Below are 26,379 nucleotides of genomic sequence, written 5' to 3'. Positions count from 1 at the left end.
ATCAGTGAGCCTTGCGCGGAGTGATGTAGCTGCTGATAAACGCAGGGTTGTGGGCCATGATCCGGGTGTAGACCTCGATGCCGAAGTCGACCCAGTCACGCATCAGTTCGCAGTAGTGATAGGTCGGATGGGTCGGATCGCCGTAACGGGCGTAGCTCTCGTGGTAGCAGCCGCCGGAGCAGAGATTGCGGATCTGGCAGTCTTCGCAGCCGGTGTTGGTGCGGTCCAGGCGTTGGGACAGGAAGTCGTTCAATTCCACTTGCTTCACGGCGGTGTGGACGTTGCCGAAGGTCGGCAGGCTCGATCCGGTGAAGCGGTGGCAGAGGTTCAGTTCGCCCTTGTAATCCACCGCCAGCATCTTCAGGCCCGCGCCGCACGGCAGGGCTTTTTTATGGCCTTCGTGGATGTCGGTGATCAACTGGTGCAGGTTGGAGAAACCGATGTTGCGGTGCTCCAGCGCCGCCTCCAGATAACGCCGACCGAGCTTCTTCATGTTGGCGAAGACCTCGATCAGCTCGTCGCTGGACAGGTTGAAGGTGCTGATGTCGCCGGAGGTCACCGGGGCGAACCCGACTTCGGCAAAACCCAGTTCGTTGAACAGGTGATCCCAAATGGTTTCGACGTCAGTGACGCCAGTGGTCAGGGTCACCCGCGCGCCCACCGGGCGGCTGTTGTAGCGCGACAGCAACATCTCGGCCTTGCGCCGCACCACGTCATACGTGCCCTGCCCGCCCACGGTGATGCGGTTGCGGTCGTGCACGGTTTTTGGTCCGTCGATACTGACGGACAAACCGAAGCGGTGAGCGTTGAGGTAGTCCACGGTCTCTTCGGTGAGCAGCGTGGCGTTGGTGGTCATGACGAACTCGACGAACTTGCCCGCCTCACGGAAACGCTTCTCGCAATAGTCGACCATGTATTCGATCAGCTTGCGATTGCTCAGCGGTTCGCCACCGAAGAACACCACGGTGAAACGCTCTTCGTCCGGCGACTCGCGCAGCAGCATTTCCACCGAGGCGACCGCCGTTTCGATGTCCATTTTCTTGCCGGCCGACGGCTTGTCGAGGTCTTCCTTGTAGCAGTAGGTGCAGCTCAAATTGCAGCCGGTGTTGACGTTGAGCACCACGGTATTGATCGCGGTACGCTCGACCCGTTTGGTGCCGATGTCCGGCGTCAGCGGCGAGCCGTCGCTGACCAGCTCCAGGGACATCAACTCGCGCAGCGTTTCGGTGATTTCCTCACCGTTGAACCGTGAAGCCAAACGCTGGATCAGGTCCTCCGACGAACAGCCGGGACCGCGCAAAGTGTCGATGATGGTGCCCGTCAGCTCATCGCTGGCGAACAGCGAACTGCTGGGGATGTGAAACAGCATGCGGTCGGCGTCGACGTGCACTTCGTGCAGATTTCGCTCGACCAGATTCAAAATAGCGCCCATTGCAACCTCCTGTGCAAACCCCGTTTTGACGGGGCCTGCGGTCATTCCGAAAAGTGTCTGAAACCTTTTTTTGAATCAGCCAACTCATGGAATGGGTGGATTGTTCCAGCGTTGCACGGTGACGATCATGTGGCCTTCGCCGGTCAGGGATTTCCCTGCATCGTCGACGGCGGCAATCACCTTGAGGTTGCCGGCATTGTTGGTGGACATTTTGCGTTGTGGGTTCGGCCCGGCATCACCCGGAGTGAACACGCCGCTGTCAGCCTGCATGGTGCCGGCGAACTTGACGTCTTCGTCTTCCTTGGCACGATCGTCGAAGGCCTCGACCTTCCATTGCGCCGGGAACACCCCAATGCGATACGGTTTGCCATCAGCGCCCTTGCCCCAGGCTTCCGCATCAAACCGGCCCTGGACTTTCGGCGTCGAACCACCGCCCTCGCCGATTCGCGCGACCGAGAACGCAGGCACCACTTTGACTTCGGCGATTGAGTTGTAGACCGACAGGGTCGGGCCTTTCAGGGTGCCGACGGTGACCGCACGCAGACCCGGCTGGGCATTGGCCGCAGCCTTGAGTTTGACCCTAATCCGCTGCGGGCTCTGCTCGACGACTTCGACCACTTCCACACCTTTGCCGAAGTTCGGTTTGCCGGTGAGACCGCTGCCGACTAGCGTGACTTCAGTTTCGGCACCCGCCTTGAGATAACCCGGTTGCACCGCCAGCAAACGACTGCTGCCCTGCTTGGCGGCGACGAAGTCCAGACCGCGCTCATCATGCTCGGCTTCGAACATCCGGCCTTGCATGGCGTTGCCCTGGGCGGCGAACACCTGGCGCATGGTCACGCCATCGATGGTCACGTTGCCGCGCCACTCGTAGCCGGTGTAGAGGATCGCGCTGCCCTCGCCATTGAACGGGCTGCCGTCGGCGTATTGGCCTTTGACGCTGACCTTGAACGTGTCACTGCCATCGGCCGTGACGCTCATCACGCCGGCCAGTTCACCCTTGCCTGGCAAGTGGCCGCTGAAGCTCCAGTCGCCCACCAGTGCGGCGCTTTTCGGCGCGCTGCTCAGCCATTTTTTCCAGGCTGGATTGTCCAGCGGATAACGCTTGGCCAGCAGCGGCACCATGTCCTTGCGGGCAATGTCGAACCAGTCACGGTCCCGGGCCAGTGCCTGGTATTCGAGGGACGGCCATTGACCGAGGTGGAAGTTCACCAGACGCTCCCATTCCTGGGCCGGACGCCGTTGCAGGGCCACCCGCGCACCGGAGTGGCAGCGGCCGCACATCTGGCTGGTCTGGTCGTCGAATTTCTCGACGGTATTGAGTCGACGTTCCAGCGCATAACGCACGCCGTCCGTCTCGCTGGGCGCCAGGCCTTGGGTGTCGGCCAGGTATTTGACCAGGGTTCGGCGGTCGTCATCGCTGATCTGCAAACCGTGCATGGTCTGCATCCGGGCGATGCTCATCAGCCAGCCTTCCGGGCTCTTGCGCTGGTGGCTGATGCGGCTCAGGGCGTTATCAGCTTCGGGGGTGTGACAGCCCTGACAGGTTTCCTTGAGGATGGTCTGGGCGTCACGGGCGGCCAGGCTGTAAGGCGAATGCAGCGCTACACAAGCGGCCACGGCCAGCAGACTGGCACTCAGGCCTGATCGGAGTCTTCTCTTCATCAACGTCGAACCTCGCACGGTGCTTTCTTATTTTTGTGGCTTATCGTTTTTTTTGGTTTCTACCGTCGGCGGCGCACCGCTGACGGAGGCAAGAGAAACGTCTGCGATGAGCAATACACGGAGCGTGCCAGCTTGCCGATACCCTTTTAAATCAAGCTGTTAGATAAAGATGAGGGTCATGATTGGCGTCCAGGCGAGATCGCTCGCGTCTAATATCGCGACACTTGTTTCAGTCTGAGACAAAGCATAGTTGCCCTGACCGGAACAGTTCATCGGTCGACGATTGACGGCCATCCCCTGCGGGAGCGAAATGGGTGTTCACCGATTGCCAATCAGGGGATAACAAAATGGCAAGCATCACTGTCCTGGCGGGGGACTTTCTGCAGGGTGATGGAGAGTACAGAGAGGGCGTTTTCACCCTCAGGACATCGCTTCACCCGTGGCCCGGCATCACCCTCCCGCTCTCAGCGTTCAAGTGTGTAGAAGTGGCCAACGAGGATTCGATCAACAACATCAAGGATGCCATCGGTTTCGGCGTGGCGGGCGCGATGTTGCTCGGCCCTATCGGCGCAATTGCCGGTTTCATGTTGGCGGGCAAGGAGACCGAAGTGACGTTCCTGGCAACGCTCAAGGACGGCCGAAAACTCCTGGCCGCCGTAGATGGCAACACATTCGAAGAATTTTCTCGCAAAATCCCGGCCTGAACTGTCAGCACGCGCCGCACCACTTGAGTGGTGCGGCGTGACGGCGGTTCAGCTGAAGAACGTTGGCTGAATGCCTTTGTGGGCTTCTATTTCGTGCCGCATATCCGCCACCAGCGAGGCGATTGCGTGAGGACTGTCCAGTGTCCACAAGGGCACGTGGGTCGCCACCAGATCCACTTTTCCTGTTACGCAGTCGCAAACCCGTATGGTCAGGGACTGGTCTGACTCCATGCTGCACGTGCAGACGGCGGGCAGCATTTTCTGTTCAATGATGCTTTGAATTTCCAGGGTTGAAAGGAACATCACTACCTCCCTCACACCAAATGGGTGGCCGGATGAACGGTCCGTCGCGTCATCCACCGAGCCAGAAAATTCTAGCCCTCAATAGTCAGTGTCTCAAGGTCGCGACAGGTTGCTCGTCGTCTCATCGTTGTCGCAATTTGCAACAACCCGCCAGCGGCCGCCTTTACCCTTGAATGCCCCCGAACCCCGCCGACCAAGGGCGGGGCTGCGTTTCCTGGCACTTGGCACAGCCATTGCGAAAGCCCGGTTCTCACGAATAACAAGAGGCCTCGCCATGACGCTCCCTTATCTGCTTCCCGCTACTTCGGCATTCATCCAGCGCGCCCCGCGCATGCTTATCGGCGGTGACTGGGTCGAAGCCGCCGACGGCCAGACCATGCCCCTGCACAACCCGGCCACCGGTGAAGTGCTGTGCGTGGTGCCACGGGCCACGCCGGAGGATGTCGACCGCGCGGTGCTTGCCGCTCGTCAGGCTTTTGATGATTCGGCCTGGACCCGCACTCGCCCCCGTGAGCGGCAAAACCTGTTGTGGAAACTCGCCGACCTGATGGAACGCGACGCCGAGCTGCTGGCGCAACTGGAATGCCTGAACAACGGCAAAAGCGCAGCGGTGGCCCAAGTGATGGATGTGCAACTGTCCATCGACTTCCTGCGTTACATGGCGGGTTGGGCGACCAAGATCGAAGGTTCCAGTGTTGAAGTGTCGTTGCCGCTGATGCCCAACGATCAGTTCCACAGCTTCATTCGCCGTGAAGCGGTGGGCGTGGTCGGCGCCATCGTCGCCTGGAACTTCCCGCTGCTGCTGGCCTGCTGGAAACTCGGCCCGGCCCTGGCCACCGGTTGCACAGTGGTGCTCAAACCCGCCGACGAAACGCCGCTGACTGCCTTGAAACTCGCTGAGCTGGTGCTGGAAGCCGGCTACCCCGAAGGCGTGTTCAACGTGGTCACCGGTACCGGCATTACTGCCGGATCGGCGCTGACCCACAATCCGCTGGTGGACAAGCTGACCTTCACCGGCTCCACCGCTGTGGGCAAGCAGATCGGCAAGATCGCCATGGACTCCATGACCCGCGTCACCCTGGAGCTGGGCGGCAAATCGCCGACCATCGTCATGGCCGACGCCGACCTGAAATCCGCTGCAGCCGGTGCCGCCAGCGCAATTTTCTTCAATCAGGGCCAGGTGTGCTGCGCAGGGTCGCGGCTGTATGTACAGCGCAAGCATTTCGACAATGTGGTGGCGGACATCGCCGACATTGCCAACGCCATGAAGCTTGGCAATGGCCTGGACCCGAGCGTCGAGATGGGCCCGCTGATCTCCGCGCGCCAGCAGGAAAGGGTTTACGGCTATATCGAAAAGGGTCGGGAAAGTGGTGCGACCATCGCTTGCGGCGGCGAGCAATTCGGTCCGGGGTTTTTCGTCAAGCCGACAGTGATTGTCGACGTCGACCAGAAGCATTCGCTGGTGCAGGAAGAGATCTTCGGCCCAGTGCTGGTGGCGATTCCGTTTGATGACGAAGCCGATGCCTTGCGCATGGCCAATGACAGCCCTTATGGACTGGGGGCAAGCATTTGGTCCAATGACCTGGCGGCGGTGCACCGGATGATTCCACGGATCAAGTCGGGCTCGGTGTGGGTCAATTGCCACAGCGCCCTGGACCCGGCGCTGCCGTTTGGCGGCTACAAAATGTCTGGGGTCGGGCGCGAGATGGGGTATGCGGCGATTGAGCATTACACCGAGTTGAAATCGGTGTTGATCAAACTGTAATACACAGATCGTTCCCACGCTCTGCGTGGGAATGCATCCCGTGACGCTCCGCGTCACATCTCGAAGCGGAACGCGGAGCGTCCCTGGCGGCATTCCCACCCAGAGCGTGGGAACGATCAGCCTGTGTCAGGGCTTGAACCCCTGAGACAACAACCAACTGCGCACCATCCTGCCCTGCTCCACCGTCAACCCGGCCAACGCCTGTTCGGCCGGCTCGGTTTGTAAGCGCCGCACCACCGGCGCCAGTTCAACCCCTTGCACATGCCAGATGCCCAACGGCTGATCTGCCGTGATCACCACGTCGGTTTCATCCACATAACCGTCCTTCAACACCGGCGCCCGCTCGATTCTCAGCGCCTGAAAATCCGGCTCGGCGTGCGCCGGTTGAGCATCCGGCCAGTGCCGGCGGGCCTTCCAGAACGGTTGCTCCAGCCAACGCTGCTCATCGGCATAAAAATCCCGCCCGATCCGCGCAAAACGCCAAAACAACTGTTCCACTCGCGCCTGATGAAACCGCTGCGCCAGTGCGGCTCGCTCAGGTTTACGCAACAATGTGTTGATCACGGTCGGCGCCTGCAATGCCGAGGACAGCGACTGGAAAATGCCGTTGCCCGACAGCGGGTCCACCGCCATCGCCGCATCGCCGACCCGAATCCAGTTATCGCCACACACCTGCGGGCACAGGATCGCCGTGCTGCTGCGCGCGTGCAGTTGGAGATCGACTTCGGGCGCCAGACCGAAAAACTCACGCGCCAGTGCCGAGCCATGACGCCGTTGGCGGCAGTAATCGAGCAATTGCGCCTTGCCCGGTAATTGGGCACTGGCGACGTCCACGGTCCACTGCCAATAACACTGACCGTCAGCCCGTCGCGCCATCCAGGCCCAGCCGTCCTCAAGGCTTTCCACGGCACTGGCGGTGCTGCCCGGCGTACCTTGCCAGCGATTGAGCAGGCTGACCGTCTCCGGTCCGCGCAGGCCTTTGCCAAGTGCAGGCGCCTGACGTCCACGGGCCTCCACCAGAAAATCCGCCAGCAACGCTTCGCGCCCTTCCATCTCGATGCGATGCCCCGTCGCCAAGGCCTGAACACTCAGCACCCGACCTTCGATGAGTTCAACGCCTGCCCGTCGCAGATCCTCGCGCAGGCCTTGGTCGAAGCGTGGTCGATCCACCAGAAATTCAACGTTCTGCGCATGCTGCTGGCCGTTCCACGCGACCTGCCGCTGGGACGGTAACGTCGCGTCCGCCAGCGCCTGATGCAGACCCGCGCCGCGCAAGGCCTCCAGCACCCGCACCGAAACGCCTTCGAGCGCCGCGAAACGGCGCCACTCGCTGACCAGCGTCACCGAATAACCCAGTGTTCGCAAACCCAGGGCAACCGCAGCCCCTGCCGGCCCCGCGCCAAGAATCACAATCATGGCCCGAAGCGCCGTTCGGGACCGCGATACCGGGCGTGCTCGCGCAACCATTCGATGACGTGCTGGTTGTTCGCGTCGGGGTGCGCCGCCAGAAAACCCGCAATATGCCCGCTCAACGCCGCACACCCGAGGCTGGCACCCGACTGCCCCGGATACGTGCCGTGCACGCACGCGGCGAAATCGGCCTGAGCGCTATTGAGCCATGACCATTCATGCTCGGCGCAACGCGCATCGCCAGTGACCCGCAGCACTTGTGGATAATTCGCCGGAAACACGCCCTCGCCCTGCGCCGGGCTGGAGGCGCACAGCAAAATGCCTCTGGCCACGGCCGCCGCGCAGGCTTCACGGAGCAGGCTTCGATCCTGTCGCAACCCCAGGCTCAGATTGATCAGCCGCACCTCTTGAGCCACGAGCCAGTCAATGGCCGTGGCGATCTGCAAGGCACTGGTGACACCCCGCTGGTCGAACACCTGCCCCACACAAAAGACTGCCGAAGGCGCCCGTCGGCTGATGGCCTCGATCACCGCGCTGCCGTGGCCCAGCGGATCGTCGCGCAAGTCGCTTTCGGCCAATCCATCGTCAAGCAATGAGAACCGCCGTCCAGCGATGACCTGCACCCGTTGCGCCGCCGAATGGCCGCTGTCGACGATGCCAATCCTCAGCTCAGGCTTCATGCAGCACCGTTTTTGAAGTGAGTACGCCGTCGAGCAACTCAAAGCGCAAATCGGCATCGGCCAGGGTTGAAGGGCGATGGCTGATCAGGATCCGCGTGCGCCCGGCAAACAGTCGGTCGATGGCCTCGATGACTTCGCGCTCGGTGGCTTCATCCACCGCTGAGGTCGCTTCGTCCAGCACCAGAATCAGCGGATCCTGCAGCAACGCCCGGGCAATGGCGATCCGCTGTTTCTGCCCGCCGGACAACTGCTGGCCGCGCTCGCCCAACGGGCTGTCGAGGCCCTCGGGCAAGGATTCGATCAGACTGTCCAGCTGCGCCAGACGCGCGACTTCGGCAATGGCTTCACGACTGGCGTCCGGCACGGCATAAGCAAGGTTGTCGGCGAGGCTGCCGCGAAACAACACGATGTCCTGACTGACCACGGCAATCCGCCGACGTAACTGGAACAGGTCCAGTTCTCGTAGATCCACGTCACCGAGCAACACCCGGCCGGACTGCGGATCATGGTGGCGTTGCAGCAGATCGATCAGGGTTGATTTACCGACCCCGGAGCCGCCGCTCAGGGCGACTTTCAAACCATAGGGAATTCGCGCTTCGATACCGCGCAACGTCGTCGGGCGACCGGGATGACTGAAGTGCACATCGTCGAAACGCAGTTCACCCGAGGCCGGCATCGGCTTGGGTTCGACGGGTGTAAGCACGGTCGGCTCTTCGCCACGCAACTCCATCACGCGACCGAGGCTGACGGTCATCCGCTGAATCGCGACGTACAGTCCAAGCAAGCTCTGAACCGGCCCGACCGCCATCCCCAAATACGTGGAAAACGCGATCAGGGCACCCAGTTGCCAAGTCCCCTGCACCACCCAATAACCGCCGATCAAAAACGCACAGGCCCGAGACAACGAGGTCAGCGTGCCCGGCACGGCCTGGGTGAAAAACTCGGTGACTTGCAGGCGCAACAACTGGCTCATGTAGCCTTGGCCGAGTGTCTCCAGCCGTCGCGATTCACGCTGTTGCTGGCCGGCGGACTGGATGAACTTCATCACCGGTAAGGTTTCGACCATGAACGAGGACATGTCCGCCGAGCGCTCGCGCAACTGCCGCACATCGCGCTCGACCTTGCGGCGCATCCAGCGCAGCCAGAGCACGTCGAGTGGAATCAGCACCAACGCCAGCAGCGAGAGTTTCCAGGACAGGGTCAACAGCATCGCCACCGCGCAAACCAGACCGATCACGCTGGACACCGCCGAGAACAGCGAATCGACGGCAAAGCGCTGGATCTCAGCGACGTCGCCATCCAGGCGCGACATCAAATCACCGATGCGCCGCTGCCCGTAGAAACTCGGCGAGAGGGTTTGCAGATGCCGATAAAGATCGTCACGCAGGGCGAACAGAATCCGCCCGGACAACCGCGTATGCAGGTAACGATTGATCCCCGACAGCGCCGTGCCCAGCAGCCCGGCGACAATCATCAACCCGGCAATCAGCACCAGCATCGCAAAGTTGCGCGCCAGCAAACCATCGTCGATCAGCAGTTTGGTCAACCACGGTTGCACCAGCACCAGCAACGAAGCACAGACTGACAACCCCAGCAGCCCGGCAATCGCCAGGCGATGCGGTCGCACAAAGCTGTAGAGCCAGCGCAATGCCGATTGCAGGGCTTCGGGGTTCTGGCTGTCGATCAGCCGCACGATCAGGCGCTGCATCACGAGCGCAACTGTTTGAGCTTGCGATACAGGGTCGCGCGACTGATGCCCAAGGCGTCGGCGGCGGCCGAGACGTTGCCCTGATGGCTGTCCAGGGACTGGCGAATCAACTCCAGTTCGTTTTCGCGAATGCTCCCCGACGATGGCCGTTCGGTCGCGGACAACTCGTCGAGCATGCTGTCGGGCAGGTGGTCGAGGGTCAGCACCGTCTCCCCCGGCTCGCGCATGGCCAGCGCGGTGCGCAAGACCATTTCCAGTTGGCGGATGTTGCCTGGCCAGTGATAACCACCAAGCAAGCGGTTCAAGTCGTCATGCAGGACGACGTTCGGTGCGTCGAGTTTGGCCAGCAGTCGCGTGACCAGGCCACTGAAATCCTCACGCTCACGCAAGGCCGGGAGCATCACGCTGATACCGTTGACCCGGTAGAACAGGTCTTCGCGAAAGTGTTTTTCTTCCACCAGGCGCTTGAGGTCGCGGTGGGTGGCGCAGATCAGCGCGACGTCGATGTCTTGTTCTTCGCCAGCGCCCAGCGGTGCCACTTTGCGGTCCTGCAATACCCGCAACAGGCGTGCCTGCAAAGCCAGCGGCATGTCGCCGATTTCGTCGAGGAACAAGGTGCCGCCGTGGGCCTGTTGCAGCCGGCCGATCATCCCGCCCCGGCGCGATCCGGTGAACGCGCCTTCGCGGTAGCCGAACAGCTCCGACTCGATCAAGCCTTCGGGAATCGCCGCGCAGTTCACCGCGACGAAAGGTTTGTCGCAGCGGCTGCCGGCCATGTGCAAGGCACGGGCAATTACTTCTTTACCGGTACCGGTTTCACCCAACAGCAACACCGGCAGCTCATTGGCCAGGCCTTGGCGGGCCATGCGCAAAGCGCGGGCATAGCGCACATTGCTGCCGGCCAGGGCTTCGAGATCCGGTGGCGGCTTGACGGTTTTGGCCGTGCTGCGCGGCGGTGTGCTGACGTTGATCGAGCGCTGCGGCGCACGCAGGGCCTTGTAGAAGAATTCACCTTTGGCAGTCTGCAAGCTGCCTACTCCACCCTGATGCAGCCGCGACAGCAGTTGCAAGCCGTCGACGCCCAGAAACTCTTCGCAGCGCCGCCCCACCAGCGCCGATCGCTCGGCATGCAGCAACTGACAGGCCTGGGCGCTGACCGCGAGGATTTGCCCGCCAAGGCTCACCGCCAACAGGCCCTGCCAAGGGGATTCGAGGTATTGCCGACGACTGTGGAAGGCCAGGACGATTTCGTTTGGATAGCTGGCGTTGAACACGCGGCTTTCGATCTGGCTGACGGCCATGGACAACAACGCGGTGCTGTCATGAACGCGGCCGAGCGGGCCTTCGCGGGTCAGGTCGAGCACGCCAAGGATGTCGCCTTGGGGGCAATAAATAGGCACCGAGGTGCAGGAAAAATCGGTCAGGCGATCAAGGTAGTGTTCGCCGCAATCAATCATCGTCGGCCGCGATTCGACCAGCGCGGTGCCCAGGGCATTGGTGCCGCGAGCCGCTTCGCTCCAGCAGGCGCCAAGGGTGATGTCTTGCAGGCCGCTGCCCTTGAGGCGATCGGCGCGACCTTCGACGGCGAGAATGGTGGCGTCGGAATTGGCGAGGATGATCAGGCCTTCCTTGCCCTGGCGTTCAGCCAGGTAATCGATCGCCGGCAATGCCGCATCGATCAGCAAGCGATTGCTCGCCAGCAGGACGTCTAGGCTGGCGCCCGATTCCAGCGCCAGCTCGTACTTGCCATTGAAATGCACGCCATGACTGAGACTGCGCCGCCATGAGGCATCGATTTCCGCGCGCAACACGCCATCGGGAACTTCGCCCTCCAGATGGAGCTTTTCCCGGGCCAGCCGGGCTTCGCGGTGCAGCTTGGGTGGAGTTGTTTTTATTAGCGTCATCAAAGCGCTCCGGATCGGTCCGCCCTGCGCTTTTTTAAGTTCAGCGCCCTGCCGCAATCTTTACGTTAACGTAAGGGCGATGGCAAGTGCCTTACAGCGTTTGAGGTTCATCCGCGGGGACCGCGTTATCGTTCATCGCGAGCAGGCTCGCTCCCACAGGGGGCGGTGGTGAACACAAATCCTAGGTTCACTCGGTCCATTGTGGGAGTGAGCCTGCTCGCGATAGCGATCTAGCCGGCAACATCAGATTCAGATCTTCCAAGCCTCGGAGCTCACAAAAAACGCCCGCGCATTGTCTTCAAGACTCTCCAGGTGATACCCGCCTTCCTGCACAATCAAACACGGCAAGCCCAGGCCACGAATCCGCTCGCCCAGCAGCGCAAACCCTTCGCGCGTCACCGCCACTTTGCTTTGCGGGTCCAGTTCGAAAATGTCGAAGCCCAGGGACAGCACCAGCGCCTGGGCACCGAAATCTTTCACCGCCGCCAACGCGACTTCAAGTTGACCCAGAAAATCCGCTTCACTGGCGCCATGCGCCATCGGCAAGTTGAGATTAAAGCCCTCCCCTGGACCAGAGCCACGCTCATCGGCAAACCCGGCAACACCCGGATAGAAGTTGGTCGGATCGCCATGCACCGAGACATAAAGCACGTCATCCCGGTCGTAGAAAATCTCCTGAATCCCTTGCCCGTGGTGCATGTCCGTGTCGAGCACCGCAACGCGCTCAAACCCACCGCGCAGAACCTGCGCCGCCACCGCCGCGTTATTCACATAACAAAAACCACCGGCCGCCTCAGCCCGGGCATGATGTCCCGGCGGACGGCACACCGCGTAAGCCGCCGGCTCGCCATCGAGCAATGCCTGAGCGCCAGCAATCGCGCTCTGCGCCGACCAATAGGCCGAGCGCCAGGTCTGCTCGCCCACCGGGCAACTGCCGTCGGCCAGATAACGGGCCGCTTGAGCGAGAATCCCGCGCAAGGCGTTGGGCTCGCGGACGAAGATGTTCGACATCACCTCATCGCCCCAGTCCTCGGGAACCTCTTTCCAGCGCTGATGCGCTTCTTGCAGGAATGTCAGGTACGGCGCGCCGTGGACTGCCAACAATGGATCGAGCCCGGCGTCGGCGGGCTGCTCAACCTCGAAGCCCAATGAATGCGCCGCCTGCACCAATCGCTGAGCGCGTTCAGGCACTTCCTGCGGCGTGCGCATCTGCCCACGGGAGTAGTAGCTGCGAGGATGGTGAAGCAATTGTTCGGGGTGGAAAAAACTGCGCATTGGATAAATTCCTGTCAGCTGATCTTGAAACCGGGCATATCCCCTGTGGGAGTGAGCCTGCTCGCGATAGCGGTTTAACATTCAACAAAGTTTTGGCTGTCAGTCCGTCATCGCGAGCAGGCTCGCTCCCACATGGGCTGCGTTTACTCGGCTTTACCGGCGCGGGACAGCACGGCATTGAGCAACACGTCAGTGCCCTGACGCACGTCATCGGGCAGCACGTCTTCGGCTTCGTTATGGCTCAAGCCGCCGACGCACGGGATAAACACCATCGCCGTCGGGCAGAAGCGCGCCAGATGAATCGCATCATGCCCGGCACCGCTGACAATCGATTGCTGAGCGTAGCCCAACGCATCCACCGCCTGCTGCACAGCGGCCACGCAATCGGCATCGAACGGTGTTGCCGGGCTGATCCAGTGAGGGGTGATGGTCAGGTTCAAACCGCGACCGTCGGCAATCGCCTGCAGCCGCGCGCGCACTTGCTGCTCCATCGCCTCGATCGCTTCATCGCGGTGGTGACGCAGGTCCACGGTGAAGTCCACCCGTCCCGGAATGGTGTTGCGCGAGGACTTGTTGATGCTCAATTCGCCGATGGTGGTCAGGCCTTCGGGCGCAAAATCAGCGGCCAGGCCCTCGATGGCCTGGATCATTCGCGCCACGCCATAGAGGGCGTCCTTGCGCAGCGGCATCGGTGTGGTGCCCGCGTGGGCGGCCATGCCTTCGACGCGCACATCAAGCCAGCGAATCGCCTGGCCGCCCGTGACCACACCGATGCTTTTAGCGTTGTCTTCAAGGATCGGACCTTGTTCGATGTGCGCTTCAAAATACGCGTCCACCGCGCCGCCCAAAGGACGTTCGCCAGCGTAACCAGTGCGTTGAAGCGCCTCGGCGACGCTGATGCCGTCGATGTCACGCACCGCCAGCGCCGCGTCCAGTTGCATGATCCCGGTGAACACCGCCGAGCCGAACATCGCCGGGGTGAAGCGCGCACCTTCTTCGTTGGTCCACACCGCCACTTCCAGCGGTTTGCGGGTCTGGATGCCGAGGTCGTTGAGGCAGCGGACCACTTCCAGGCCGGCGAGCACGCCATAGACGCCATCGAAGCGGCCGCCCTCGGGTTGGGTGTCGAGGTGGCTGCCCATCATCACTGGCGCGGCGGCGGGATCGGTGCCTTCACGACGGGCGAACAGGTTGCCGATGGGGTCCACGCTCAGGGTCATGCCGGCTTCGCGGCACCAGTGGGAAAACAATTCGCGACCGGCCTTGTCCTCATCGCTCAAGGCCAGACGGCAACTGCCGCCACGGGCCGTGGCGCCGATTTCGGCCATGGCCATCAGGCTTGCCCACAGGCGCTCACCATTGATTTTCAACATACGTTACTCCTGGAAAACGGGGGATTAAGCGCTGGCCAATTCGATGCGTTCAGCGCTGGCATGACGACGGGCAAGGGACAAGACGCAGATCAGCGATGTGGCGGCGATCAAGCTGTAGAACACCGCCATCGGCCACCATTGGCCGGCGAATTTGTGCGCCAGCAACGTGCCAATCAGCGGCGTCAAGCCACCGGCCAACGCACCGCAAATCTGATAGGCCAACGAGATGGCGGTGTAGCGCACGCGGGTCTCGAACATGCCGCTGACGTAACCGGCGATCACCGCGTAGAACGACGCCATGCACACCACCGCCAATGCGATACCAAGGATAATCAGCGGCGCCTGGGCCGAGCTGACCAGCACGAACATCGGGTATGGCGAGGCCATCGCGAGCAACGACATCAGGCACAGGAAACGCGTCGCGCCGATCTTCTCGGCAACCCACGCCGCCAGTGGCTGAATGCAGAACTGAATGATCGCCACCACAAACAGGCACTCGAGGATCAGCGAACGCGGCAACTCCAGTTGCTGGGTGGTGTACGCAATCATGAAAGTGTTGGTGAAATACACCCCGGCGATCCCCAGCGTGTTAGCGCCGATGCACAACAGCAGCTGGCGCCACGCGGTACGCAGCACTTCCATGACCGGCGCTTGTTCCTTGCGTGTGCTTTTACTGGCGAGTTCGCGGCTGGCGAGGAATTCCGGGGATTCATTCACGCCCAGGCGAATTGCCAGGCCCACGATCAGCAACAGTGAGCTGGCGAGGAACGGCAGGCGCCAGCCCCAGCTCATCAAATCGGCTTCCGGCAAACGAGTGACGGCGCTGAAGGCCAGCAGCGACAGGATCAAACCCGCCGGACTGCCCAACTGTGCAAACGAGGCGAAGAAATTGCGTCGACCTTTCGGCGCATGCTCGCCGGCCATCAATACCGCCCCGCCCCACTCACCACCGACCGCGATGCCTTGGACGATGCGCAACAGAATCAGCAACACGGGGGCCGCAACACCGATTTGCGCGTAGGTCGGCAGCAAGCCGATGCACACGGTCACTACGCCCATCATCAACAAGGTGATGATCAGCGACTTCTTGCGCCCGATACGGTCGCCGATATGGCCGAAGATGATCCCGCCCAAAGGCCGTGCAAAGAAGCCCACGGCGAAGGTGCCGAACGCGGCCATGGTGCTGAACAGCTTGTCATCGGAGGGGAAAAACAACGCGCCGAATACCAACGCGGCGGCGGTGGCGTAAATGTAAAAGTCGTACCACTCGATCATGGTGCCGATGAAGGCAGCGGCGGCCGCACGGCGCGGCTGGGAAGAAGCTTGGGGCTTCATGGGTCGGGCTCCTTTGATTGTTTTTTTGGCAGGAGAGAAAGGGCAAATCCGAGGCACTCTGACGGCGCCTCTCTGGGGGTGATTTATCGTCCCGGGGCTATGATTAGTCAATTTTCTATTTATTATGCGCAGTATTACGCCAGCTTATAATCGAGAGCCGCCATGGCCGAACGTGAAATACAACGCCTGCTCAATGACCGCCTGGACTGGAACCTGCTGCGCACTTTTAGGGTGATCGGACAGGAGCTGAGCATCAGCCGCGCCGCCGCCCGCCTGCACCTGACGCAACCGGCGGTCAGCCAAGCGTTGAAGCGGCTGGAAGAACAACTGGGTCGGCAACTGATCGCCCGGCGCGGACCACGGTTTGCCCTCACCGAAGTCGGCGAGCAGATCTTCGAACTGGCCGGGGAAATCTACGGGCAGATGTCGCAAGTCAGCAGCGTGCTGGAGCAACCGGCAGACGAAGTGATCGGTAAGGTGCGACTGCTGATCATCAGTCGGATCTATTCCGAGCGTTTCGATGACTTCCTCGCCGACTTCCATCGCCAGCACCCACGGGTGGATCTGGAGGTCGATGTGATGCGCAGTTCCGACATCGTCAGCGCCTTGCAGGAGAAGACCGCGACCCTCGGTTTGAGCCTCAACCGCCGGCCACAACCGCGCCTCGAACAACGACTGTTCCTGCGTCAACGCTATGCGTTTTTCTGCGGCAAGCACCATGCACTGTTCGGCCAACAGAACGTCGCCGAAGGGGATTTGCAGCGGGAGAATTTCGTCAGCTTCACCAGCGATCAGATCGGCGGCATGCTCTCGCCGCTGACGATTTTCCGCGATCAGCAGGGTTTCAGCGGACGGATTGTGGCGTCATCGCCGAGCCTGGAAGAAGTCCGGCGACTGGTGATCGCCGGCTTCGGTATCGGCTGTTTGCCCGAGCACGTGGTGGCAGCGGACGTCGACGCCGGATTGCTCTGGCGCCTGCCGCCCCACGAAGGGATTGCCGATGTCGACATTCATCTGTTGTGGAACCGCGAGCAGCGCATGAGCCGCGCGGAGACGTTGTTTATCGAGAGCCTGCAAGCGTGCCTGACGGCCTAAATCGTTAAAACCTGTGCAACCGGCTCGCCGCCCTTCAGGCGTTCCAGCAAACGCGGTTCGGCACGATCCGACGCCAAGGCTCGATCGATGACGGCGGCCGCTGTTGGCCAATCGAGAAACAACACGCCGTTATCGTCCGCCAGCACCAGATCTCCGGGATTGACCGTAACGCCTGCGCAGTGGATCGGTTGATTGATCTGGCTGTCGCCGCGCCCATGCAGTTTGGTGGTCAACAGGCTGGTGCCGCGAGCGAACACCGGTAGCCCGGCTTCGCGCAGTTCCAGCAGGTCAGTGACCGCGCCGTCGACCACAATGCCCACGGCGCCGGCACAACTCGCGGCGCAACTGGTCACCGCGCCGACAGGGGCGTGTTGCCAGTCGCCATCGGTGTCGATCACCAGCACATCACCGGGTTTGATCAGCGCCAAGGCCTGGTTGACTGCGATGGCGTCAGCGCCGACCAGTTTGAGCGTGAGTGCGCGGCCGACCACTTTCACGTTGGGCACCATGGCCCGCAGTTGCGAATCGGCGAAACCCTGCTCCAGGAAATGCCCGAGGGTCGGAAAGCTCACGGCTTTGAGTTGCTCGATCAGCATCGACTCATCCATTGTGCGGCTCCTTTGTTATCAATTCGGCAACACAATCGATCTCCAGCGACACACCCCACAACGCCACGCACACCGTCGTGCGAGCCGGCGGCGCATGGCCGAGGAATTCGCGATACACCGCGTTGAACGGCTCCAGTTGCGCCGGATCGGTGAGGTAGGCGTTGACCTTGATCACGTGGCTGAAATCGGAGCCGGCTTCAATCAGGATCGCTTCCAGGTTGCGTAAGGTTTGGCGCACTTGCTCAGTGAACTCAGCGGGTTGCTCATCAAGATTGGCCTGAGCCGGAATCTGCCCGGCGGTGAATACCAGATGACCGCTGACTACCGCTTGGGAGTAAGGACCGACAGGGCCGATAAAGCCCGGGGCGGATTGAATTCTGCGCATGCTGTTGTGCTCCGTTCAGGCTGCAGCCGATTTGAAGGGTTTGTTTTGCGGATCAGCCGGGACGACCTGCGGAATTTCGCTGATGTCGCGCTTGAAGGTTTCGGTCAGCAGTAACAGCGCCAGTAAGGAAATCAACGCCGCGCCGATCATGTACCAGGCCACTGAAGAACCTTTGCCGGTCGCCGCCAGTAATGCGGTGGTGACAATCGGTGTCGCTGCGCTACCCAGCAAACCGGACAACATGTAGCTGATCGACAACCCCGAATAGCGCACCCGGGTGCCGAACAACTCCGCGAGGAAGGTCGCAATCGGTCCGTAGTTGGCGGCGAACGCGGTCATCAACAGCAAGTAACCGAAGATCACCAGGGGCAGCTCTTTGGTGTCCATCAACCAGAACATCGGAAACGCCACCAGTGCTTCGGCAATGATGCCGGCGACGATGATCGGCTTGCGCCCGAAGCGATCCGACAGCGCACCAAACACCGGCAACATGACGATGCACCATGCGCAGGACAACAACACCACACCGAGCATCGTGCTGCGGCTGAAACCGAGGTTTTGCGTGCCGTACGTCAGGCCGAACGCAACGATGATGTTGAACGAAGCCCCGGTCGACATGGTGGCGATACCGCCAAGCACCACTTGTTTCCAGTACTTGCGAAAGACTTCCGCCAGGGGCATTTTCACCTGTACCTCGGCTTCCTTGACCTTGTTGAACGCCGGGGTTTCGGCGATGTTCAGGCGGATGTACAAACCGACTGCGATCAGCAGCACGCTGGCCAGGAACGGAATCCGCCAGCCCCAGGCCAACAAGTCTTCCGGGGACAGGTAAGCGGCGATCAACAAGAAGGCCAGGTTGGCGATCATGGTGCCGGCCGGCACACCGATCTGCACCCAGGAACCGTACAAGCCGCGCTTGTTGGCCGGTGCATGTTCCACCGCCATCAACACCGCCCCGCCCCACTCGCCGCCGAGCGCCAGGCCTTGAATCACCCTGAGCAATAACAACAGGATCGGCGCCCAGATGCCGATAGCCGCGTAGTTGGGCAACAGGCCGATGGCAAACGTCGCGGCGCCCATGGTGAGCAGCGAAATCAACAGCATCGACTTGCGTCCCAGCTTGTCACCGAAGTGCCCGAACAAGGCTGCGCCGACGATGCGCGCCAGATACGCCGACGCAAACGTGCCGAACGCCAGCAACGTGCCGATCAACGGCACGAAATCCGGGAAGAACACTTTGTTGAATACCAGCGCCGAAGCGGTGGCGAAAACAAACAAGTCGTACCATTCCACCGTGGTGCCGATGACACTGGCCACGGCGACTTTTTTCATGCTGATTGCCACTTCCGGCGGTGCGCCGGACTTTTCTGCGGACGATAGATCGCTCATCACTGACTCCAGGAATTTATTTAATTGTTTTGACTGGCAGTAAATCGTTTGAGAGTGAGGGATTGTTGTTATGTCTCGCCCAACTAGTGGGCGAGTTAGTTAGTGTTAATAACCCAGTGTCCGGTCGGCGCAATTCAATAGCGGCTCATCGGCGTTTAATCGGCGAAAGTTCTCCGCGATTTGTTCCGCGATACAGTCATGGGACGCGGCCGAAGCCATGTGTGGCGTGATCGTGACACCGGGCATTGTCCAGAGGCGATGATCGGCCGGCAGCGGTTCCTGTTCGAAGACATCCAGCAAGGCACCTCGCAGTTTTCCGGTGTGCAGGGCCTGTTCAAGATCGTCGATGTTCAGATGACCGCCGCGCCCGCAATTGACCAGGGCGGCGCCATTGGCCAAGTGATCGAAGGTTGCATGGCCGAGGATGCCGCGGGTTTGGCTGGTCAACGGCAGCAAGTTGATCAGCAGCTCAACGCCGTCGAGAAACGGGTTCAGTTGTTCGGCACCGGCGAAGCTCTGTACACCGTTCAGATCCTTGCGACGGCGCGCCCAACCGCGGACGTCGTAACCGGCGCCGACCAGGTCCTGGGCAATCGCGCTGCCCAATGATCCAAGGCCCATGACCCCGACCTTGAACTGCCCTGCCGCACGTTGCAGTGGACGCTCCCAGTGCAATTGTCGTTGTTGCGCCAATACTTGATCGAAGCCTCGGTGATAGTGAATCACCGCCCAGCGCACGTACTCGGTCATGCCCTGGCGGTGCCCGGGGTCGACCACCCGACAGACCGGCAGGTCCGGGCAGGAAGGATCGTGTTCCAGGTGATCGATACCGGCGGCCACCGAGTGAATGATCTGCAGGTTCGGCAATGCTGCCAGGCTGCCCGGCAATGGAAACCAGCACGCGGCGATTTGCGCATTCCTGGCCAGCGGATCATCGGCCAGGACGGCCTTGAGTTGCGGCACACTGCGGGCAAAGGCTGCCTGCAGTTGCTTGAGCAACAGGTTGTCACGGGACAGTAAAACCACGGTGTTCATGACAGATAGGACTCGCGCTGGGATTCGATCAGGGTCAGTGCGGCCTCCCAGGCCAGGTCGATGATGTTGTCCTGTTCATCACGGTCAAACTGTTCAGCGGTGTGTGCACAGACTTCCGGCGATGGGTAGTGCAGCGCCGAACCACCGGCCAGCGCCGCAACCTGGGCCTGACAGGCACGCTCCAGAAAATGAATTTCCTGGAACGCCTGGGCTACGCCCGAACCGCCGACGAGCAAGCCGTGATTGCGCAGGATCATCGCCCGATGCGGCCCGAGATCGGCGATCAAACGCTCGCGCTCATCCAGCGACAGGGCGATACCTTCGTAGGTGTGATAGGCCAATTTTCCGTAGAACTTCAGCGCGTGCTGACTGATCGGCAACAAGCCATGTTGCTGCGCCGCGACGGCCATCCCGGCAGCCGTATGCGTATGGATCACACAGTTCAAATCGGGACGCGCCATGTGGATCGCCGAGTGAATGACGAACCCGGCCGCGTTGACCCGGTGACCTGCGTATTCGGGATCGACATTGCGCCCGTCCTGATCGATGCGCACCAGGTCCGAGGCGCGCATGCGGTCAAAGATCACCCCGTAGCGATTGATCAGAAAATGATGTTCAGGCCCCGGAATGCGCAGGGTGATATGGGTGTCGATCAGGTCGGTCATGCGAAAGTGCGCGACCAGCCGATACAGCGCCGCCAGTTCGCAACGGGCTTGCCATTCAACCGGGTCGATGTGTGCAGGTTTACTCACGAATACACCTCTTTAGCAGCGTGGGTGACGACCGGGTTGGCGCGCAGGCGGGCCAGGCCGCAAACACCGATCAGGGACAGGGCCGATAGCAAGGTGAAGAACACCGCCAGCGGCAACCATTGTCCGGAAAACTTGCTCGCCAGCAGCGTGCCGATCAGCGGCGTGGTGCCGCCGGCCAGGGCACAGCTCAGTTGGTAAGCGATGGAAATGCCGGAGTAGCGCAGATGCACCGGGAACGCCTGGGTCATGTACCCGGCAATCACCGCGTACAGCGCCGAGAGGATCACCACTGCCAGCGCGATTCCGGCAGTCATCAGCACAATGTTTTGCGTGCCCACCAAGACAAACATCGGGTATGGCGTAACCATGCACAGCAGCGCGACGAGTTTGAGGAAGCGACCTTCGCCGATGCGCTCGGCCAGCAGCGCTGACAGAGGCTGGGAGAGCAGCTGAATGACGGTCACCAGAAATAGGCAATCGAGAATCGTCGAGCGTGCGATGCCCTGATATTGGGTGACGTAAGTGATCATGAAGGTGTTGGTGAAAAAGAACCCGGCCGAACCGATCGTCACGGCAGCAGCGGCGAACAGGATCTGCCGCCAGCAAGTGCGAATCACGTCTTTCACCGGGTATTGGGCGGTCTCGTTATTGTCTCGGGCCTTGGCGAATTCCGGGGATTCGTGAACGCCGGAACGGATCATCAGACCGACCATCATCAACACGCCGCTGGCAAGGAACGGTAGACGCCAGCCCCACGCGAGAAAGTCCGCAGGCTCAAGCGAGGTGACCAAGCGAAAAGCGATCAACGCCAATAGCAAACCCGCCGGGCTGCCGAGTTGGGCGAACGAAGCGTAGAACGTCTTGCGCTTGGCCGGCGCGTGTTCGCTGGCCATCAGCACCGCCCCGCCCCACTCGCCGCCGACGGAAATCCCCTGGATCAATCGCAGCACGATCAGGCCGACCGGCGACCAAATACCGACGCTGGCGTAGCTTGGCAGCAAACCGATACCCGCAGTGGCCAGCCCCATCAATGCCATGGTCACCAACAGCATTTTCTTGCGACCCAACCGATCACCCAGATGACCGAAGACCATGCCGGCCATTGGCCTTGCAATGAAGCCGACCGCAAAACTGCCGAAGGCGGCCAGCGTGCTCATCACCGGGTCGCTGCTGGGAAAGAACACTTGCCCTAATACCAGCGCCGCCGCCGTGGCGTAGATGTAAAAGTCGTAGAACTCGATGGTCGTGCCAATAAAGGCTGCCGCCGCGGCTCGTCGCGGTTGAGGGGTGGTGTGCATGCAAGGACCCTGTGTATTTATAGTTTTGGGCAGGTACTGAAGGCTGAAACGGTTGCACTCTGTGGCGCTTGTGGGCTTTATCGCTTCCGTGCCAGGATTAGTCAATTTTCAAATTCTTATCTTTACTATTAGCTGTGCTACTACATGGAATTGTCATGACCTCAACTAACCCTTGGGTTGGCCGACGCTTTCTGAATGATCGCCTTGACTGGAACCTGTTGCGCACCTACCTGGTGATCGGCCAGGAAGGCAGCATGAGCCGCGCCGCTGCGCGGTTACACATCACCCAGTCGGCGGTCAGCCAGGCGCTGAAACGCCTGGAAGAACAATTGGAATGTGTGTTGATTGCCCGCAGTGGGCGGCGCTTTGATTTGACGGAAACCGGGGAAGAGGTCCTGCGCATTGCGGCGGATATCTACGGCGATATTTCACGCTTGGGCACAGTGGTGGAGAGTCGTCACGATGACGTGGTGGGCAAGATTCGCATCCTCACCGTCAGTGGCGTGCAGGCGCGGCATTACGATGAATTCCTCGCCGACTTCCATGAAACCCATCCGAAGATCGAGCTGGAAGTCGAGGTGATGGGCAGTTCGAACATCATCAGTTCGTTGCTGCAAAAAACCGCGACAATCGGTGTCGGGCTGTGCCGTTTACCGCAGCCACGGCTGGAGCAACGAGTGCTGTTTCGCGAGCGTTATGCGTATTTTTGCGGGCAGCGCCACCGGTTGTTCGGGCAGGAAAACCTGACCCTGGACCAGCTTGCCGCAGAGAACTTCGTGAGCTTCACCAGCGATCAATTGGGGGGCAATCTTTCGCCTCTGACGCTGTTTCGCGACGAACAAGGTTTTACGGGCAAGATCGTCGCCTCTTCCACCAGTTTCGAAGAGATTTACCGCTTGATCTGCGCAGGGTTCGGGATTGGTTGTTTGCCGTTGCACCTGGTACGGCGGGATGTCGAGCAGGGTTTGCTTTGGCGTCTGCCACCGGAAGACGGTGTGGTGGATTTCGATATCCAGCTGCTGTGGAATCGCGAGCAGAAAATGACTCAGGCCGAAACGGTGTTCCTGGAAAGCTTCCAGCACATGCTCAGCATCCGTGAGCCTGTGCTGTGAAGCTTGGATCGCTTAGACGTGAGGGTCGCTCGGCAGTTTGGCCGGCGTGGCGTACTGCGGCTTGAGATGGCCGTCCTGGTCAAGTAGCCAGGCGTCCATGATCTGCCTGACCACTGGACCGGCGACTCGACCACCGGCCTCACCGTTTTCGATCATCACCGAAATAACGATCTTGGGGTGTTCGGCCGGGGCGAAACCGACGAACAAGGCGTTGTCGCGGTTACGTTCCAGGGTTTTCGCCCGGTTGTAGCGCTCGCCTTGTTTGATCGCCACTACCTGCGCGGTCCCGCTCTTGCCGGCGATGCGGTACTGAGCGCCCAGCGCAGCCGCTCGGGCAATGCCTCGAGGGTCGTGCATGACCAACTGCATGCCGTGGTTGACCTGCTCCCAGTCACGCGGATCCTTGAGCAGGATGTTCGGCATCGGATGCTCGTCCACGGGCGCCACGCCATCCACTGTCTTGGCCAGGTGCGGCCGGTTCCAGACGCCTTTGTTGGCAATCAGCGCAGTGGCTTGGGCAAGTTGCAGCGGAGTGACTTGCATATAGCCCTGACCGATGCCGAGGATGACAGTCTCACCGGGGAACCACGGCTGTCGGCGCGTGGCACGCTTCCAGGCCTGGGACGGCATCAGGCCGGCAGACTCTTCGAACATGTCCAGCGAGACCTTCTCGCCGAGGCCGAACATCGCCATGTAATCGTGCAGGCGATCGATGCCCAGCTTGTGAGCCAGGTCGTAGAAATAGGTGTCGTTGGAGCGCATGATCGCCGCGTCCATGTCCACCCAGCCGTCACCGCTGTGGTTCCAGTTGCGGTATTTGTGATCGAAGTCCGGGAGCTGGTAGTAACCTGGATCGAAGACACGTGTCTGGGGGGTAACGACACCGGCATCGAGGCCTGCAATTGCCACTTCAGGCTTGATGGTCGAACCTGGCGCGTAGAGGCCGCGCAGCACGCGGTTGAACAGCGGCCGGTCGATGGAGTCGTGCAGTGCTGCGTACTCCTTGAAGCTGATGCCGGTCACGAACATGTTTGGATCGAAACTTGGCTTGCTGACCATGGCCAATACTTCGCCGGTCGACGGATCGAGCGCGACCACAGAACCGCGACGATCCCCCAAGGCGTCCTCGGCCGCTTCCTGAAGTTTGACGTCCAGGCTAAGCACGATGTTTTTGCCAGGGATCGGATCGGTGTGCTTGAGCACTCGCAGTACGCGGCCCTGGGCGTTGGTTTCAACCTCTTCGTAGCCGACGTGACCGTGCAGCTCTGACTCGTAGAACTTTTCGATACCGGTTTTACCGATGGACTGTGTGCCACGGTATTCAACGTTATCGAGGGTCTTGGATTCTTTTTCGTTGATGCGACCGACATAGCCGATCGAATGGGCGAAGTGTGCGCCCATCGGGTAATGGCGGACGAATTGTGGCTCGACATCGATCCCCGGCAAACGGAACTCGTTGACCGCGAGCACCGCGATTTGCTGTTCACTGAGCTCGTAGAACAGGGTGACCGGCACGAACGGGTGACGTGCCTGCTTCATGGCTTTATCGAACAGTGTCCGGTCTTCTGCTGGAAGCTGCAGGAGGCTGACCACTTCATCCAGCTCTTCTTTGACATCGGCAGCGCGCTCGCGGGTGATAGTCAGGTTGAAGCTGGGACGGTTGTCTGCCAGGACAACACCGTTGCGGTCAAAGATCAGCCCTCGCGTAGGGGTGATTGGCAGTACATGGACACGGTTGTTTTCGGAGATAGTGGAGTGATAGTCGAACTCGACCACCTGCAACACATACATGCGCACCACGAGTGCGCAGGATATGGCGACGACGAACAAGGCGCAGGCGATCAACCGTTTGTTGACCAGACTCTTCTCTTTTTCATGGTCCTTAATGGGTATGGGTTCAGGCATTTCTGTAGCAACTCTATGACGATAAAAAGGGGCGCCGATCCGTGGGCCTGAAATCAGTCCGTTAAAAAAACGAGCTGCACCATACCAAAAACCATGCGGTCACTTTAGTGCGATTTCCTATAAGGGTTGTCCTTCACAGGCCAAAACGACAGTCGGTGTTCCGCAGACTCGTGCGTTCTGTTCAAGACTGATATTCCGATTCATGCATTTTTCTTGCTGATCCGCCTATGGATACTGGGTGCATGTCATTCCATTTCTGTTTTGGGAGTCTTTTCATGCATCCACGCTTTCAACGATTACTTGGCTCAAACGGATTTTCCATAGGGCTTGAACTCCCGCTTGATAATGATTGGTCCAGTGACGGGCAGCGGAGTCGAATAGCTGAGGATCGGCCGTTCGGTGTTCCCGATTTAAAACAGCACGCCACGATGGCTCGCCTGGCAGACAAAGCAGGTTTCCGGGCCCTATGGGTGCGCGATGTGCCGATTTACGACCCTGACTTTGGCGACGCAGCACAAGTCTTCGAGACCTTTTCCTACCTTGGGTATCTCGCCGGTATTACAGAACACATCATGCTGGGTACCGCGGCGGTGGTGCTGCCATTGCGTCAGCCTTGGCTAACCCTTAAAGCCGCAAACAGTGTTGATGAGTTGAGTGATGGACGTTTGCTATTGGGAGTCGCCAGTGGTGACCGACCGATGGAGTACCCGTTGTTTGGAGTGGATTACGCTCAGCGAGGAGAGGTCTTTCGCGACACGGTTGAATTGATACGCAGCCAGGGTGAAGGTCGTTTGCCTGAGGGAGCTCGACTGCTTCCAGAGCGCAAACATTCTGCGCCGTTACTGGTGGCAGGCCTGGGTCAGCAATCACCCGCCTGGATCGGTGAACATATGGATGGCTGGCTTGCCTACCCTGGCACGCCCGATGAGCATCGTCGGCGAGTGGGGCTGTGGCGGGAAGTCGGGGGCGATAAACCTTATATCAGCTTCGTACATCTGGACCTGGCAGCGAATCCCCATGCCCCCATGCGGCGCGTGCGCTTCGGTGGGAGCTGTGGACGGTTAGCCCTGATCGATGAGCTTCAGGCATTGCGCGAAGCCGGTGTGCAACACGTTGGCTTGCACTTGCGCCGTAGCGAGCGCCCTGTGGCAGATGTGATTGAAGAGATCGCAGAGCACGTTCTGCCGAAGTTTCTTTAAGTGGCAGGGGATGCATGGGCAGCCTCAGCTGCCCTTCCCTTCGCAGT

Annotated in this window: 22 protein-coding genes; 5 read left to right on the top strand and 17 right to left on the bottom strand. The window is 60.6% G+C overall.

What is annotated here, in order from left to right; translation table 11 throughout:
- Position 1 precedes the first annotated feature (1 nt).
- Positions 2-1,432 carry a quinohemoprotein amine dehydrogenase maturation protein gene (gene peaB, locus ACM6I0_RS06290; RefSeq protein ID WP_414921744.1) on the bottom strand — a complete coding sequence of 477 codons (1,431 nt, stop codon included), beginning with the start codon at positions 1,430-1,432 and terminating at the stop codon, positions 2-4.
- Positions 1,433-1,516: 84 nt separating this feature from the next.
- A complete protein-coding gene (gene peaA / locus ACM6I0_RS06285) occupies positions 1,517-3,097 on the bottom strand; it encodes a quinohemoprotein amine dehydrogenase subunit alpha (RefSeq protein WP_414921743.1) in 1,581 nt (526 codons plus the stop codon).
- A gap of 347 nt (positions 3,098-3,444) precedes the next feature.
- Between peaA and ACM6I0_RS06280 the strand changes: the two genes are divergently transcribed.
- Positions 3,445-3,801 carry a hypothetical protein gene (locus ACM6I0_RS06280; protein WP_285436153.1) on the top strand — a complete coding sequence of 119 codons (357 nt, stop codon included), beginning with the start codon at positions 3,445-3,447 and terminating at the stop codon, positions 3,799-3,801.
- 48 nt (positions 3,802-3,849) lie between these two features.
- Here the strand turns inward: ACM6I0_RS06280 and ACM6I0_RS06275 are convergent, their stop codons facing one another.
- Positions 3,850-4,104 carry a DUF1652 domain-containing protein gene (locus ACM6I0_RS06275; protein WP_414921742.1) on the bottom strand — a complete coding sequence of 85 codons (255 nt, stop codon included), beginning with the start codon at positions 4,102-4,104 and terminating at the stop codon, positions 3,850-3,852.
- Positions 4,105-4,378: 274 nt separating this feature from the next.
- Between ACM6I0_RS06275 and ACM6I0_RS06270 the strand changes: the two genes are divergently transcribed.
- Positions 4,379-5,869, top strand: a complete 1,491-nt coding sequence (locus ACM6I0_RS06270) for an aldehyde dehydrogenase family protein (RefSeq protein WP_226300029.1) — start codon at positions 4,379-4,381, stop codon at positions 5,867-5,869.
- Between the two features lie 126 nt (positions 5,870-5,995).
- On the opposite strand, the gene ACM6I0_RS06265 is transcribed toward ACM6I0_RS06270, so the two are convergent.
- The 7 genes from ACM6I0_RS06265 to ACM6I0_RS06235 all read right to left on the bottom strand — a co-directional run bounded on the left by ACM6I0_RS06265 (position 5,996) and on the right by ACM6I0_RS06235 (position 15,554).
- Positions 5,996-7,285: an NAD(P)/FAD-dependent oxidoreductase gene (locus ACM6I0_RS06265; RefSeq protein ID WP_414921741.1), complete on the bottom strand. Its 1,290-nt coding sequence runs from the start codon at positions 7,283-7,285 to the stop codon at positions 5,996-5,998.
- Complete coding sequence (locus ACM6I0_RS06260; protein ID WP_414921740.1) at positions 7,282-7,959, bottom strand: S8 family serine peptidase; 678 nt, start codon at positions 7,957-7,959, stop codon at positions 7,282-7,284. Before ACM6I0_RS06260 ends, ACM6I0_RS06265 begins: the two co-directional genes overlap by 4 nt.
- The gene (locus ACM6I0_RS06255) at positions 7,949-9,667 is read right to left on the bottom strand and encodes an ABC transporter ATP-binding protein (protein ID WP_285436161.1); all 1,719 of its coding nucleotides are present in this window, start codon (positions 9,665-9,667) and stop codon (positions 7,949-7,951) included. The genes ACM6I0_RS06260 and ACM6I0_RS06255 overlap by 11 nt, the downstream gene beginning before the upstream one ends.
- The gene (locus ACM6I0_RS06250; protein WP_414921739.1) at positions 9,667-11,571 is read right to left on the bottom strand and encodes a sigma-54-dependent Fis family transcriptional regulator; all 1,905 of its coding nucleotides are present in this window, start codon (positions 11,569-11,571) and stop codon (positions 9,667-9,669) included. Before ACM6I0_RS06250 ends, ACM6I0_RS06255 begins: the two co-directional genes overlap by 1 nt.
- A gap of 249 nt (positions 11,572-11,820) precedes the next feature.
- Positions 11,821-12,846, bottom strand: a complete 1,026-nt coding sequence (locus ACM6I0_RS06245; protein WP_414921738.1) for a histone deacetylase family protein — start codon at positions 12,844-12,846, stop codon at positions 11,821-11,823.
- Between the two features lie 143 nt (positions 12,847-12,989).
- Complete coding sequence (locus ACM6I0_RS06240) at positions 12,990-14,219, bottom strand: Zn-dependent hydrolase (RefSeq protein WP_414921737.1); 1,230 nt, start codon at positions 14,217-14,219, stop codon at positions 12,990-12,992.
- Positions 14,220-14,243: 24 nt separating this feature from the next.
- On the bottom strand, positions 14,244-15,554 hold the full coding sequence (locus tag ACM6I0_RS06235; protein ID WP_414921736.1) for an MFS transporter: 1,311 nt from the start codon (positions 15,552-15,554) through the stop codon (positions 14,244-14,246).
- Positions 15,555-15,716: 162 nt separating this feature from the next.
- Between ACM6I0_RS06235 and ACM6I0_RS06230 the strand changes: the two genes are divergently transcribed.
- Positions 15,717-16,649: a LysR family transcriptional regulator gene (locus ACM6I0_RS06230; protein WP_285436169.1), complete on the top strand. Its 933-nt coding sequence runs from the start codon at positions 15,717-15,719 to the stop codon at positions 16,647-16,649.
- Here ACM6I0_RS06230 and ACM6I0_RS06225 read toward each other — a convergent pair.
- The 6 genes from ACM6I0_RS06225 to ACM6I0_RS06200 form a co-directional block, all read right to left on the bottom strand.
- The gene (locus ACM6I0_RS06225; protein WP_414921735.1) at positions 16,646-17,257 is read right to left on the bottom strand and encodes an RraA family protein; all 612 of its coding nucleotides are present in this window, start codon (positions 17,255-17,257) and stop codon (positions 16,646-16,648) included. The two genes, ACM6I0_RS06230 and ACM6I0_RS06225, sit on opposite strands and share 4 nt — an antisense overlap.
- Positions 17,250-17,642: a RidA family protein gene (locus ACM6I0_RS06220; RefSeq protein ID WP_285436173.1), complete on the bottom strand. Its 393-nt coding sequence runs from the start codon at positions 17,640-17,642 to the stop codon at positions 17,250-17,252. Before ACM6I0_RS06220 ends, ACM6I0_RS06225 begins: the two co-directional genes overlap by 8 nt.
- 15 nt (positions 17,643-17,657) lie before the next feature.
- Positions 17,658-19,031, bottom strand: a complete 1,374-nt coding sequence (locus ACM6I0_RS06215; RefSeq protein ID WP_285436174.1) for an MFS transporter — start codon at positions 19,029-19,031, stop codon at positions 17,658-17,660.
- 105 nt (positions 19,032-19,136) lie between these two features.
- A complete protein-coding gene (locus ACM6I0_RS06210) occupies positions 19,137-20,066 on the bottom strand; it encodes a 2-hydroxyacid dehydrogenase (RefSeq protein WP_414921734.1) in 930 nt (309 codons plus the stop codon).
- The gene (locus ACM6I0_RS06205; RefSeq protein WP_414921733.1) at positions 20,063-20,818 is read right to left on the bottom strand and encodes a class II aldolase/adducin family protein; all 756 of its coding nucleotides are present in this window, start codon (positions 20,816-20,818) and stop codon (positions 20,063-20,065) included. Before ACM6I0_RS06205 ends, ACM6I0_RS06210 begins: the two co-directional genes overlap by 4 nt.
- Positions 20,815-22,116 (bottom strand): MFS transporter, encoded by a 1,302-nt coding sequence (locus ACM6I0_RS06200; RefSeq protein WP_414921732.1) that lies wholly within the window; start codon positions 22,114-22,116, stop codon positions 20,815-20,817. The genes ACM6I0_RS06205 and ACM6I0_RS06200 overlap by 4 nt, the downstream gene beginning before the upstream one ends.
- Positions 22,117-22,271: 155 nt before the next feature.
- Between ACM6I0_RS06200 and ACM6I0_RS06195 the strand changes: the two genes are divergently transcribed.
- Positions 22,272-23,228 (top strand): LysR family transcriptional regulator, encoded by a 957-nt coding sequence (locus ACM6I0_RS06195; protein WP_414921731.1) that lies wholly within the window; start codon positions 22,272-22,274, stop codon positions 23,226-23,228.
- A gap of 12 nt (positions 23,229-23,240) precedes the next feature.
- On the opposite strand, the gene mrdA is transcribed toward ACM6I0_RS06195, so the two are convergent.
- The gene (mrdA, locus tag ACM6I0_RS06190; RefSeq protein WP_285436182.1) at positions 23,241-25,133 is read right to left on the bottom strand and encodes a penicillin-binding protein 2; all 1,893 of its coding nucleotides are present in this window, start codon (positions 25,131-25,133) and stop codon (positions 23,241-23,243) included.
- A gap of 275 nt (positions 25,134-25,408) precedes the next feature.
- Here mrdA and ACM6I0_RS06185 point away from each other — a divergent pair, with 275 nt between their 5' ends.
- The gene (locus tag ACM6I0_RS06185; RefSeq protein ID WP_414921783.1) at positions 25,409-26,332 is read left to right on the top strand and encodes a TIGR03571 family LLM class oxidoreductase; all 924 of its coding nucleotides are present in this window, start codon (positions 25,409-25,411) and stop codon (positions 26,330-26,332) included.
- Positions 26,333-26,379: the final 47 nt, after the last annotated feature.

This window comes from Pseudomonas sp. IT-P294 (assembly GCF_949767865.1).
Classification (GTDB): domain Bacteria; phylum Pseudomonadota; class Gammaproteobacteria; order Pseudomonadales; family Pseudomonadaceae; genus Aquipseudomonas.
This window is presented reverse-complemented; position numbering and strand designations above follow the sequence as displayed.